This window comes from Saccharomonospora sp. CUA-673 (assembly GCF_001942305.1).
Taxonomy (GTDB): Bacteria; Actinomycetota; Actinomycetes; order Mycobacteriales; family Pseudonocardiaceae; genus Prauserella.
Genome location: NZ_MKKE01000003.1, coordinates 41471 through 54011, shown reverse-complemented (window position 1 = coordinate 54011; position 12541 = coordinate 41471). Strand labels below are relative to the sequence as shown.

11 protein-coding genes and 1 pseudogene are annotated in these 12541 nt (G+C 68.3%); 8 read left to right on the top strand and 4 right to left on the bottom strand.

Annotated elements, in window-relative coordinates; translation table 11 throughout:
* Window positions 1–151: 151 nt before the first annotated feature.
* The 4 genes from BJF85_RS01860 to BJF85_RS01850 form a co-directional block, all read right to left on the bottom strand.
* Window positions 152–868, bottom strand: a complete 717-nt coding sequence (locus BJF85_RS01860) for a tryptophan 2,3-dioxygenase family protein (RefSeq protein ID WP_075845495.1) — start codon at window positions 866–868, stop codon at window positions 152–154.
* Window positions 865–1245: a hypothetical protein gene (locus tag BJF85_RS28650; protein WP_222844421.1), complete on the bottom strand. Its 381-nt coding sequence runs from the start codon at window positions 1243–1245 to the stop codon at window positions 865–867. The genes BJF85_RS01860 and BJF85_RS28650 overlap by 4 nt, the downstream gene beginning before the upstream one ends.
* The gene (locus BJF85_RS01855; RefSeq protein ID WP_222844420.1) at window positions 1212–2123 is read right to left on the bottom strand and encodes an acetyl-CoA carboxylase biotin carboxylase subunit family protein; all 912 of its coding nucleotides are present in this window, start codon (window positions 2121–2123) and stop codon (window positions 1212–1214) included. The genes BJF85_RS28650 and BJF85_RS01855 overlap by 34 nt, the downstream gene beginning before the upstream one ends.
* Before the next feature lie 109 nt (window positions 2124–2232).
* A complete protein-coding gene (locus tag BJF85_RS01850; RefSeq protein WP_222844419.1) occupies window positions 2233–3642 on the bottom strand; it encodes a hypothetical protein in 1410 nt (469 codons plus the stop codon).
* A gap of 1106 nt (window positions 3643–4748) precedes the next feature.
* On the opposite strand from BJF85_RS01850, the gene BJF85_RS01845 reads away from it, so the two are divergent.
* The 8 genes and pseudogenes from BJF85_RS01845 (at window position 4749) to nuoE (ending at window position 12496) form a co-directional block, all read left to right on the top strand.
* Window positions 4749–5993, top strand: a complete 1245-nt coding sequence (locus BJF85_RS01845) for an HNH endonuclease signature motif containing protein (RefSeq protein WP_083665839.1) — start codon at window positions 4749–4751, stop codon at window positions 5991–5993.
* A 61-nt stretch (window positions 5994–6054) separates the two neighbouring features.
* Window positions 6055–6801, top strand: a complete 747-nt coding sequence (locus BJF85_RS01840; RefSeq protein WP_075845494.1) for a class I SAM-dependent methyltransferase — start codon at window positions 6055–6057, stop codon at window positions 6799–6801.
* A 53-nt stretch (window positions 6802–6854) separates the two neighbouring features.
* Window positions 6855–8125 (top strand): annotated as a pseudogene (locus BJF85_RS01835) (geranylgeranyl reductase family protein).
* A gap of 550 nt (window positions 8126–8675) precedes the next feature.
* Window positions 8676–9086 carry an NADH-quinone oxidoreductase subunit A gene (locus BJF85_RS01830; RefSeq protein WP_255375327.1) on the top strand — a complete coding sequence of 137 codons (411 nt, stop codon included), beginning with the start codon at window positions 8676–8678 and terminating at the stop codon, window positions 9084–9086.
* A gap of 6 nt (window positions 9087–9092) precedes the next feature.
* Window positions 9093–9641 (top strand): NADH-quinone oxidoreductase subunit B family protein, encoded by a 549-nt coding sequence (locus tag BJF85_RS01825; protein WP_075845493.1) that lies wholly within the window; start codon window positions 9093–9095, stop codon window positions 9639–9641.
* 7 nt (window positions 9642–9648) lie between these two features.
* The gene (locus BJF85_RS01820; protein WP_075845492.1) at window positions 9649–10428 is read left to right on the top strand and encodes an NADH-quinone oxidoreductase subunit C; all 780 of its coding nucleotides are present in this window, start codon (window positions 9649–9651) and stop codon (window positions 10426–10428) included.
* Window positions 10425–11768 (top strand): NADH-quinone oxidoreductase subunit D, encoded by a 1344-nt coding sequence (locus tag BJF85_RS01815; RefSeq protein ID WP_075845491.1) that lies wholly within the window; start codon window positions 10425–10427, stop codon window positions 11766–11768. Before BJF85_RS01820 ends, BJF85_RS01815 begins: the two co-directional genes overlap by 4 nt.
* Window positions 11765–12496: an NADH-quinone oxidoreductase subunit NuoE gene (nuoE, locus tag BJF85_RS01810; protein ID WP_075845490.1), complete on the top strand. Its 732-nt coding sequence runs from the start codon at window positions 11765–11767 to the stop codon at window positions 12494–12496. Before BJF85_RS01815 ends, nuoE begins: the two co-directional genes overlap by 4 nt.
* Window positions 12497–12541: the final 45 nt, after the last annotated feature.

Sequence of the window (12541 nt, the reverse complement as noted above, 5' to 3'; positions counted from 1 at the left end):
GCCGACCGCGGGCCGAGGCTGCACCCGGCCAGATGCACCTGCTCACGCAGCACCGGGAACCGGGCACGGAAGGCCGCGGCGTCGAGAGGGGCCCGGGGACCGCGGGCCCCCGGATGCTCCCGCGTGCCCGTCGGGGGCGTCACCGGAGCCGTCATGAGTCCGCGAGGTGGTAGTCGCCCATCGGACCGGTGGCCGTCAGCTCGGTGCGGACCTCCCACAGCTGCGGGAAGAACTTGTACTCGATGAGCTTGGCCAGCGTGTCGACCTGGGTTCCCTGCGTGCCGATCGACTGGTTCCCGAGAACCCGGGTCAACACCTTGTAGTGGCGGACGCGCCAGATCGAGACGCGCTCGTCCCATTCGATCATCGCCTCGACCAGCTGGAGCTCCGGCGTCGCCCGCCGCGCCCGGTACAGCTCGGCCACGTCGAGCCCGCGGCTCTCGGCGAACACGGCGAAGGCGCGTGCCATGCCGTGGCCGGCCTTGTGCAGCGAACGCCAGCCGGGGGAGTCGGCACCGGAACCGTGCCCCAGGATCGTGCGAATCGTCTGGAAGTCCCACGGCGACAGGTGCCGCAACATCTCCAGGTGCTCCGTGATCACGTGGATCGCCAGCGCGGAGCGCTGGAGCAGTTCCGCCGCGGGGAGGAGATCGCCGTCCGGTACGCGCGCGGTGGCCTCGGTCAGGTCCGACACGGCGAGCTTCAACCACAGCTCGGTCGACTGGTGGACGATCTGGAACAGCAACTCGTCCCGATGGACGACCTCCTCCGGGGTGCGTTGCAGGGCGAGCAGGGCGTCGGTGCGCATGTAGCGCGCGTAGTCGTCCTTGCCCTCCCCGTCGAGGATCTGCTTCTCGTAGTTCCTCATGTCGCCGGCACCGCCTCGACCTGCTCGGCCCGCACCCGGAACGCGGTGGCCGTGGCGGTCAACGCCGTCACGACCTCGTCGCTCGAGGCGCCCCGGAACCGGAAGCGGCCGCCGACGTGCTCGTAGTAGGCGTCGGCGTCGGGAAGCACGGCACCCGGTTCGAGGACGACCTCGGCGTAGGGGCCGGGAGTGCGGCCGACCATCGGGGTCACGTCGGTGATGACACAGGGCCGCGTGGCCGGCGCCGGGACGAGCAGCCAGCCACCCACCCGGTCGCCGGACCCGGCCGGTGTCGCGGGGGGCGTCGGTGTTCGGCCGAGCTGCAGGTCGAACGCCGCGCGCATCAGGTCCCAGCCGTGCAGTTCGCGCCACAGCAAGGGGATCTCCGCGCCGCCGACCCGGGCGCGACCTCGAGGAAGGAACACGACACGCCCGCCTCGCCGGTGGAGACGAAGACCTCGAGGTGGAACGGGACCGACGAGCGGGTCAACGCGCCGAGGAAGTCCGTCGCGGCGGCCTCGACGGCCGCGACGACCTCGGGATCGTCCTCCTCGACGGAGCCGAGGAACGTGCCCTCGCGGAACCCGAGACAGGTGTTGACGTAGCGCGAGACCTTGCACGCGAGCAGACCGGACGGGGTGAAGACCCCGTCCACGTGGTGGATCGGGTGCGGGTTGAACTCCTGGACGAGCATCGGGACGGTCGGCGGGGCGAGCGCGTCGAGCTCCGCCGGTCCCGACAGCACGGTGACCCCGGCGCTCGAGCTGCCGATGCGTGGTTTGAGCACGAGCGGCCAGCCGACCCGTTCACCCATGGCACGGATGTCGAAGAGATCGGCGGCCACGGTGAAGCGCGGCACCGGCAATCCCGCTTCGGCGATCGCGCGGCACATCGCCAGCTTGTCGCGGAAGACGAGCAGATTCTCGGGCCGGTCGCCGACGACCCCGTAGTCCACCCGCAGCTGCGCGCCGACGAGCAGGTCGTCCTCCTTGAGCGCCACGATGCGGTCCGGGATCCCGTGCCGGCCGACCAGCGCCGCGGCGGCGGTGCGCACCTGGTCGAGATCGTCGGTGGCGTCGACGATCTCGACGTCGGTGGCGGTCGCGGGCACCGACCCCAGGCCGACCTCGGTGCTGATGTAGGTGACGTGATGGCTCGCGTGGTCGAGGTACTCGGCGTACTCGGCATAGTGCTCGCGCCATCGGTTGATGACGATGACGTGAGCCGGTGCCGTGACCGGGTCTGGTCTGGACATGAGGTGGGACGGTCCCCTCGGATGACGGCACAGCCGGGCGGCTGTGGGTGGCGGCTCGGGGTAGTGATGCGGCTCGGGGCGGGCGGCGGGGTTCGTGGGTCGGGGCCGGTCAGGACGGGGTGGTGAAGACGCAGGTTCCGCGGGTCTCCTTGTTGGAGTACGAGACGATCGCGCCGTGCTCGGGCCGCAGCGCACGGACGAAGCCGCCCGCATGGCCGTCGGGGTCGACGAACAGACCCCAGTTGGCGACCCATTCGGACGGCTCGCCGGTGTCGGCGTCCAGCACCGTCTCGGTGGCCGGGCGCACGCGCCGCTGCACGACGAGATCGCCCCTGCCACCCGCGGTGGCGTCGTGCAGGACGGCGGCCCACTCGTCGTCGGACACGTCGTGGCCGACGACCGTGCCGACACCGCCGTAGCCGGTGCCCGGCTTGACGACGAGGTCCTCGCGTTCGCTGCGGCAGCGTTCGACAAGCTCGTCGAGGTCACCCGGGTCCGTGCCGCTCTCGACGCCGGGTGACAGCATCCGGGTCCAGGGCACGATGCGGTCGACCAGCGCGCGTTCGGTCGAGGACAGACCGCTGCTCCGGACCGCCGGATCGTGCAGCAGTCCCAACGCGGCCTTGCTCGCGAACGCCGCGGCGGACAACGGGGTGAACAGGGCGGTGCCCTCGGCGTCGAGGATCAGCTCGAGCGCTCGCCTGCCCGACGCGTCGGACACCAGCTCGCCGGCCACGAAGTAGCGGAGGATGACGTCGACGGGCTCGTCCCGCAGCGTCACCTTCCCGCCGCGGCTGCCGAGGTCGTCGAGCTCACCGAGCAGCAGCCGGATGCCGACGGTGGCCATGGCTTCCTGGATCGCCGCGAACACGTGCTCGTGGGCGGCCAGACCGCCGTTGCATTCGATGAGCGCGACCGTCGGCTCGGCGTCCGTGACGGCGGCGCCCGCGCTTCGCAGCAGGTCGGCGACGCGGGGCAGCGGATCGACGAACGTGAGGTCGTGGGCCGCGGCGAACTCGGCGAATGCGGGAACCTCGAGGTACGCGCGGTTCAGCTGGGCGGTGTCGATGCCGCCGACCTCACTGCCGACGTTGAGCTCGAGGACGCGGAAACCCTCACCGTCGTGATAGGCGTCGGCACGGCCGTAGCGGGGCAACGGCTGTTCGGCGCCCTTGGTGACCAACTCGGCCAGGTCGGGGTGCATGCCGATCCGGGTGCAGAAGGCGGCGAGGTCGCCGCCGACCAGTCGGCCGGGCAGGTCGACGAGCAGGTCGAGGAGTGCACGGAGGTCGTCGCCGAAGCGGGAGGCCTCGGCCTCGGTGACCAGCATCGGACGGTCCAGCTGGAGCCCGCCGTACGACGCCCCGTACACGTCCGGAAGCTGCAGATTCCGTGCCGCCCGGCGCAGCGCGGAATCGTCGTGGCAGGCGGTCACGTAGCCGCGAGTCGCACCGTTCGCGGCCGCTTCCTTCACAGGGGAAAATTTCACGAGGTTTCCGTTCAGCAGGGTTCCGTTCACGAGGACTCAACCCCAGTAGTAGTCCGCGTTTTCCGGTGATTCAGGGCCGCGCCGCTTGTGGCGGAATGGCCCGTGATCGCCGTCGACTCGTTCTTAGCACCACGTTCCGGGCGTTCGCCAGAAACCCGATCAAATCACTCCGAATGGCCCATCCGGGCGGCTTTCGGGTCGCGCATCCCCTGGTCCGGGGCGGTCCGGTGGGCGAGGTGTGAACGGGGATTTCGCCGGAGAGCAACGAAACCGTGCTGCTCAACGGGGCCGGGTTCGGGTATGCGCGCCCGCCCGTGGAAATGGTGCTACCAATAATTCGCTGAAAGTAGTGCGCCGAACGGTCCAGTCGTTTCGTCGCACGCCGAGATTTGCGGATTAGTCGACTTTGTGGGATTTCCTTGTGCGCGTTAGTTCGTTCTTGGTGGTTTCGGTGAATATCGATCGAAGTGGCACCGTTTCGTTACCGATTGTGTCATCTCGATTCAGACCTTGTGGGGTGGTGCGGTTCGACATTCCACTGGTATCCGCACCGTGTCAGCACCTTGCGTCGCCGTGTTGGCACCTCGCGTCGCCGTGTTGGTATCTGGCGTGGCCGTGTTGGCACCTCGCGCGGGCGTGTCAGCAACTCGCGTGGTCGTGTTGGCGCCTGGCGTGGCCGTGTCAGCACGTCGTGTCGCCGTGTCAGCAACTCGTGTCGCCGTGTCAGCAGTTCACGTGGCTGTGTTGGCATCCCACGGGGCTGTGTTGGCAGCTCGTGGTGCTGTGTTGGGGTTTTGGGGGTTGGGGTAGGTGCCTCGCCGGCGGGCAGGTCTCCGGGATGGTGGGGCGGCTTTGCCGCTGGGCGAAGTGTTATCCCGTCGACTTCCGGTTTTGGGTATCACACTGCAGTCAGGGCGCAAGGGTTTCGGGTTTCGCTGCGGTTTCGTTTTGGGTTGCGCCCTGACTGCAGTGTGATGGTTGCTTTTTAGGTCGACGGGATGACACTTCGCTGGGGCGGATTTGTGTGTGGGGTCTGGGGTGGTTGGCGGGGTTGCCTTGCTTCGCTTCGGCGGGTTCGGTATTTGGGGTGGGGTGGTGGGGTTACTTTGCGTGGTGATTTTTTGTCATGCTTGTAGGTGGTGGTTCTCGATCAGTTGTTCGGTAACATTGGTTGCGTGACGGATGTTGAGGGGATCGTTGAGTCGGCTCGCGGGGTTCTTGCGCTGCGGGCTCGGGCTGATGCTGCTGAGGTGGAGTTTCTTGCTTCGCTCGATGACGGTGCGTCGTCGGATTCGGTGGAGCGGCGGTCGTTGGCTGAGGCGTTGGCGCCTGAGCTTCGACTGTCGCCGCAGGGCGTGTTAGATCGGATTCATACCGCGCTTGCTTTGACTTATCGGATGCCTCGGCTGCTTTCCGCTATGCGGGAGGGGCAGGTTGATCGGTATTGCGCCGAGCGGGTGTTGAATACTGTTGCTCCGGTTTCTGATTCTGATGCTCTTGAGGTTGATCGGTTGCTGGAGGAGAAGCTTTCTCGGCTGTCTCTTACTGCGTGGCAGCCTCGGAATATGGCTTGGCATGCGTCGCAGATCGTCAAGCAAGTCGATCCCGGTGCCGAGACTGCTGCCGCTCGCATGGCCCACTCAGGGCGGAAGGTCACGCTCGACCACGGGGTCTACGCCCAGTCACGCCTGTCGGCCGATCTGCCGTCCGACGTTGCCTCCGCCGCGTACGCCCGCGTTGATGCGATGGCTCGCAAGCTTCGGCTCTCGGTCTCGTCGCGCAATCTCGACCAGCTTCGCGCCGACGTGTTCGCCGACCTGCTCCTGGGCAACGATCCCGGCGTCACCGTGCCCCAGTCGGCGGCGATGGTTTACCTGCACATGCCGATCGACACCGCCCTCTCGATGTCCGAGACCGGGGCGTCCATCGATGGAATCGGACCCGTCCCCGCCGCGTACGCGCGGGAGATCATGACGAACCCGAAGTCGGTGTGGCGGAAGGTGCTGTGCGACCCGGCCACCGGCAACCCCGTTGACCTTGGCCGCTCGTCGTATCGCCCGAACTCGACGATCCGCAAGGTCGTCGAAGTCCGCGACCGCATGTGCGTCGTGCCATGGTGTCGGCGGCCCGCACGGCACTGCGACTTCGACCACCAGCAGCAATGGGCACGGGACGGTGGCTCGACCTCCACGGACAACGCGGCACCCCAGTGCCGCAAACACCACCGGCTCAAGAACGCACCCGGCTGGATCCACACCTACGATCCCACCCGCGGCACGTCCTCGATCACCACACCCCTCGGCGCCACCTACACCGACAAACGCGAAACCGTCCTCCCACCCCGATCGCCCGAGCCCGACGACCCACCGCCACCCTCCTGAACCGGGCCCGCCGCCACCGACCCGACACGACACGTCTCGCGTGGCGGCTTAGTCTTCAACCATGTCTCGTGCGTCGCTGGACAAGGATCCTCGCGAGGTCGCCGCCATGTTCGACGGCGTTGCGGCCGGGTACGACCGTGCCAACTCCGTGATGACGTTCGGCTTCGACCGGCGATGGCGGGCCACCACGGCCGGGGCGCTGGACGCGCGCGAAGGGGAACGGGTCCTCGACCTGGCCGCCGGCACCGGCGTGTCCACCGAGGAGTATGCGCGCGACGGGGCCTGGTGCGTGGCCGCCGACTTCTCCCTGGAAATGCTGCGCAACGGGCGCAACCGAGGCGTGCCCATGATCGCCGCGGACGCGCTGCGGCTGCCGTTCACCGACGAAGCCTTCGACGCGGTGACCGTGTCGTTCGGGCTGCGGAACTTCGTCGACACCAAGGCGGCGCTCGTGGAGGCCATGCGCGTGGTCAAACCCGGCGGGCGACTCGTGATCTGCGAGGTGTCGACACCGACGTTCGCGCCCATCCGCTTCGTCTACCGGCGCATCGTGCTGCGCATCCTCACCTGGCTCGGCAAACGCGCCGCATCCAACCCCGACGCCTACGGCTACCTCACCGAATCCATGCTGACCTGGCACGACCAACGCACCCTCGGCGAAATCATCGCCTCCGCGGGCTGGACCAAGGTCGAATGGCTCAACCTCATGTTCGGCGCCGTCGCCATCCACCGCGCCCGCAAACCCGAAGCCGACACCACGGAACAGCACACGGAACAGCACACGGAACAGCCACAGGCCGACACCTGAGAGACCGGACACCACTGCTCAGCGGCCCGGCAACGTCCTGGGAGACTGGACCCATGAGTCAGGATGCCGAGGTCATCGTCGTCGGGGCCGGTCCCGCAGGTGCGACCGTCGCCACGTACCTCGCCCGCGCGGCGTCGACGTGCTGCTGCTCGAGAAAACCACCTTCCCCCGCGACAAGGTGTGCGGCGACGGGCTGACCCCGCGCGGCGTCAAACAGCTCATCGACCTCGGCCTCGACATGAGCCCCGAAGCGGGCTGGACGTACAGCAAGGGCCTGCGGATCATCACCGGCGACCTGCACCTGCAGCTCGACTGGCCCGACCTCACCAGCTACCCGCCCTACGGCATCTCCCGCACCCGCCACGACTTCGACGAACTCATCGCCCACACCGCCGTCAAAGCCGGCGCGCGACTGCAGGAACGCACCACCATCACCGGCGCGATCACCGACGAACGCACCGGCCGCGTCATCGGCGTCGAAGGCAAACACGGCCCCGACAAACAACCCGTCCGCTACCACGCACCCCTCGTGCTGGCCTGCGACGGCGTGTCCGCCCGCCTGGCCCTGTCCGTCGGCATCGACAAGAACGAGAAACGCCCCATGGGCGTCGCCGTCCGCCGCTACTACGAGAGCCCGCGGCACGACGAGGAATACATCGAGGGCCACCTCGAACTGTGGGACCGCGCCGACCCCGCCAACCCCAAGCTGCTGCCCGGCTACGGCTGGGCGTTCCCCCTCGGCGACGGCACCGTCAACGTCGGCCTCGGCATGCTGTCGACGTCCTCGTCGTTCCGCAACATCGACTACCGCCAGCTGCTGCGCTCCTGGCTCGACGGCACCCCCGAGGAATGGGGCTACCGCGAGGAGAACGCCGTCGGCAAGATCGGCGGCGCCGGCCTGCCCATGGGCTTCAACCGCACCCCGCACTACCGCGACGGGATGCTGCTGCTCGGCGACGCGGGCGGCATGGTCAGCCCCTTCAACGGCGAAGGCATCTCCGCCGCCATGGAATCGGCCCAGCTCGCCGCCGAACACGTCATGCAGGCCCTCGCGCGCCCCGAGGGCCCCTCCCGCGAACGCGCACTCGCCGGCTACCCGCGCGCCGTCGCCGACCTCATGGGCGGCTACTACCGCCTCGGCAACGCCTTCGCCACGCTCATCGGCAAACCCAAGATCATGCGCGCAGCCACCAAATACGGCCTGCGGATCAACCCGATCATCCCGCTCGTCTACAAGGGACTGTCCGGCTGCTACGACGCGAAGGGCGGCGACCTCGTCGACCGCATCATCGCCGCCGCCGCACGCGCCACCCCGAGCGCGTAACTCCGGACCCGCAACCCGACCCCCGCCCGCGCGGGGGAGGCCTCGCGTCGGCCAGAACCCGACGAAACGCCCTGCGTGGGATAGATCACGTCGCTTTTCATGATCCACATCGCGACTGTCCTCGCGATCAGTTTTGCGCTGGTAGTGGGCCATTCGGCGGCGTCGGACCCCTGCTGACCTGGCTGTCAACTTAGGTCGTCCTTAGAAAGAAGGGGCTAGCGACAGCCTGTGACTCGAGTCCTACACTGGCCCCATGCTTTGTGAAGCGCTTCACAACCGCCTAGGAGAGCTTGTGAAGGATTTCACGACGTCAGGGGACGGGTCGTCACGAACCGCGCTCGCGCGGCCACGGACAAGGCTGTGACCTGCATCCCTGACGAAGCTGTCCGGGTGTAGCGCGAGTCACGACCCGGACCCACGCAGCACACACAAGTCCGAACGCAACGACGCGGAAAGGATGGTGCCCGCAGTGAACGTCACGTTCGCGTCGGCCGGTCTCGCCTCGGCGAGTCACGCCCCGGCCGAGCACGTGCAGGCCGCCATCGGGTCCATCGGACCCACCCAGGCCCAGGTGCTGGCTCAGGAAGGGGCCGCCAGCATCGGGATCTACCTGCCCCTGGTGTTGCTGCTCGTCCTCGCCGCCGCGTTCGGCGTCGTCTCCGTGCTGCTGGGTCCGCTCGTCGGCCCGAGTCGCTACAACAAGGCCAAGACGGCCGCCTACGAATGCGGGATCGAACCGTCGCCGCAGCCCGTCGCGGGCGCGGGCCGGATGCCGGTCGCCTACTACATCACGGCGATGCTGTTCATCCTCTTCGACATCGAGATGGTCTTCCTCTTCCCGTACGCGGTGGCCGCGGACGCGCTGGGCCTGTGGGGCCTCGGTGCGGTCGCGCTGTTCATCGCGACCTTCTTCATCGCGGACTTCTACGTGTGGCGCCGCGGCGGCTTCGATTGGAACTGATGCGCCATGGGTCTTGAGGAAAAGCTCCCCAACGGAATCCTGCTCGCGAGCCTGGAGGGCGTCGTCAACTGGGCGCGCAAGAACTCCATGTGGCCCGCGACGTTCGGTCTCGCGTGCTGCGCCATCGAGATGATGACCAGCGGCGGGTCCCGCTACGACATCGCCCGGTTCGGCATGGAGCGCTTCAGCGCCACCCCGCGCCAGGCCGACCTGATGATCGTCGCCGGCCGGGTCACGCAGAAGATGGCGCCCGTCCTGCGCCAGATCTACGACCAGATGCCCGAGCCGCGCTGGGTCCTGGCGATGGGCGTGTGCGCCTCGTCGGGCGGCATGTTCAACAACTACGCGGTCGTGCAGGGCGTCGACCACATCGTGCCCGTCGACATGTACCTGCCCGGTTGTCCGCCGCGGCCCGAGATGCTGCTCGACGCGATCCTCAAGCTGCACGCCAAGGTCCAGGACGAACCGCTGAACGCCCGCCGTGCGCAGCTGCGCGCCGAGAGCGGCGCGAAGACCGAGATCGTCCCGTCGTCCATCAAGTACGCGAAGAAGTAGGCCGGCGATGTCGAAACCCGAACCCGACCAGAATCCCACCACCGACCAGAACCCCGTCACCGGCGGCGAGAACTCCAGTGCCGAACGCCCCGAGGGCGGTCTCGAGCCGCACGGCGCAGAACCGGCCCGTCTCGTCGCGGGCCGCGAGCGCAGCGGCATGTTCGGCGTCTCCGGCAGCGGTGACACCTCCGGCTACGGCGGATTGCGCCTGCCCGCCTACTCGCCGCCGCCCGCGGAACGGCCCTACGGCGGCTGGTTCGACGACTTCGTCGACGAGTTCCTCGCCGCGCTGCGCGAGAACGGCGTCCCCGCCGAGGCGATCCTGCAGATCACGGTCGACCGCGGCGAGATCACCTTCTACCTCGCCCGCGAGCACCTCGTGGCGACGTGCCGGGTGCTCCGCGACGACGAGGGCCTGCGGTTCGAACTGTGCAGCTCGGTGTCCGGTGTGGACTACGGCGAGGACGTGCCGCAGCGGTTGCACTCGGTGTACCACCTGCTGTCGATGACCTACCGCAGGCGCATCCGCCTCGAGGTGGCCGTCGACGTGGACGACCCGCACATCCCGTCCATTGTGGAGGTCCACCCGACCGCCGACTGGCACGAGCGGGAGGCCTACGACATGTTCGGCATCGTCTACGACGGCCACCCCGCGCTCACCCGAATCCTCATGCCCGACGACTGGGAGGGGCATCCGCAGCGCAAGGACTACCCGCTCGGCGGAATCCCGGTCGAGTACAAGGGCGCGGAGATCCCGCCGCCGGACACGCGGAGGTCGTACTCGTGACTACCAACCCCACCGAACAGCACCGCACCGAACAGCCCCAGCCCGCCGAGGCGCGCGAGACCACCGAGGGTCCGGTGTACACGGTCAGCGGCGGCGACTGGGACGACGTGCTGACCGACGCCAGCCACGACGAGCGCATGGTCATCAACATGGGCCCGCAGCACCCGTCGACGCACGGCGTGCTGCGGCTGGTCCTGGAGATGGAGGGTGAGACCGTCACCCAGCTCCGCTCGGTCATCGGCTACCTGCACACGGGGATCGAGAAGAACTGCGAGTACCGCACGTGGACGCAGGGCGTCACGTTCGTGACCCGCATGGACTACCTGTCGCCGCTGTTCAACGAGATGGGCTACTGCCTGGCGGTGGAGAAGCTCCTCGACCTCGAGGTGCCGCGCCGGGCGCAGCTGTTGCGGGTGCTGCTGATGGAGATCAACCGCATCGGCTCGCACTTCGTCTACATCGCCACCGGCGGCATGGAGCTCGGCTCGACGACGGCGATGACCCTCGGCTTCCGCGAGCGCGAAGAGGTGCTGCACCTGCTCGAGCACCTCACCGGTCTGCGGATGAACCACGCGTTCATCCGGCCCGGCGGGCTCGCGCAGGACATGCCCGACGACTTCGTCGAGAAGGTCACCGAGTTCTGCAAGACCATCGACGAACGGCTGCCGTCCTACGACAAGCTGTTCACGGGCCAGCCGATCTGGCGCAACCGGCTCAAGGGGGTCGGCTACCTGCCCGTCGACGCGTGCCTCGCGCTCGGCGTCACCGGGCCGGTGCTGCGGTCGGCGGGCGTGGCGTGGGATCTGCGCAAGACCGACCCGTACTCCTGCTACGACGAGTTCGACTTCGAGGTGCCGACCTCGACCGACGCGGACTGCTGGGCGCGGTACCTGCTGCGCATCGAGGAGATGCGCCAGTCGCTGCGGATCATCCGGCAGGTGCTGGACAAGCTCGAGCCGGGACCGGTGATGGTCGAGGACCGCAAGGTCGCCTGGCCGGCGCAGCTGTCGATCTCCGCGGACGGCATGGGCAACTCGCTCGACCACGTCCGCAAGATCATGGGCCAGTCGATGGAATCGCTGATCCACCACTTCAAGCTCGTCACCGAGGGCTTCCGCGTGCCGCCGGGCCAGGTCTACTCGACGGTCGAGTCGCCGCGCGGGGAGCTCGGTTTCCACCTCGTCTCCGACGGCGGGACGCGGCCGTTGCGCGTCCACGTGCGCGAGCCCAGTTTCGTGAACCTGCAGTCGATGCCCGCGATGTCGGAGGGCGGCCTGGTCGCCGACGTCATCGCGGCCGTCGCCTCGATCGACCCGGTGATGGGGGGAGTGGACCGATGAGCACCGAACCCTTCGGTGAGGACACCGTCGCCGACGCCAGGGAGCTGATCGCGCGGTATCCGGAGTCGCGGTCGGCGCTGCTGCCGCTGCTGCACCTCGTGCAGTCGGTGCAGGGCTACGTGAGCCAGGAAGGCATCGCGTTCTGCGCGCAGCAGCTGGGACTGTCGGAGGCCGAGGTGTCGGCCGTCGCGACGTTCTACACGATGTACAAGCGCAAGCCGTGCGGTGAGCACCTGGTGAGCGTCTGCACGAACACGCTGTGCGCGGCGATGGGCGGCGACGCGGTCTACCAGAAGCTGCAACGGCACCTCGGTTCCGACGACGAACCGCTCGGCCACGAGCAGGTCGCCGGAACGCCCGGCGAGCCCGGCTCGATCATGCTCGAACACGCCGAATGCCTCGCCGCCTGCGACCTGGCACCGGTGCTGCAGGTCAACTACGAGTACTTCGACAACCAGACCGAGCAGAGCGCCGTCGAGCTGGTCGACGCGTTGCAGCGCGGCGACAAGCCGGCCCCCACGCGCGGGGCGCCGCTGTCGGACTTCAAGACGGTCGAGCGTCGCCTCGCCGGGCTGCTGCCCGACGCCGACGACGAGTACTGGTCCGATGTGGACGGTCCGTCGCAGGCCGTGGAGACGGTGCGCGGCGCGCAACTGGCCGCGGATCGGGGTTGGACGGCGCCGGCGATGTCGGACGACGTCCCCCTGCCGGAGGTGGAGGCGAAATGAACGACCATCGCGCTCTTTCCGTTCGTGGAGCCGACCGGGTGCGGG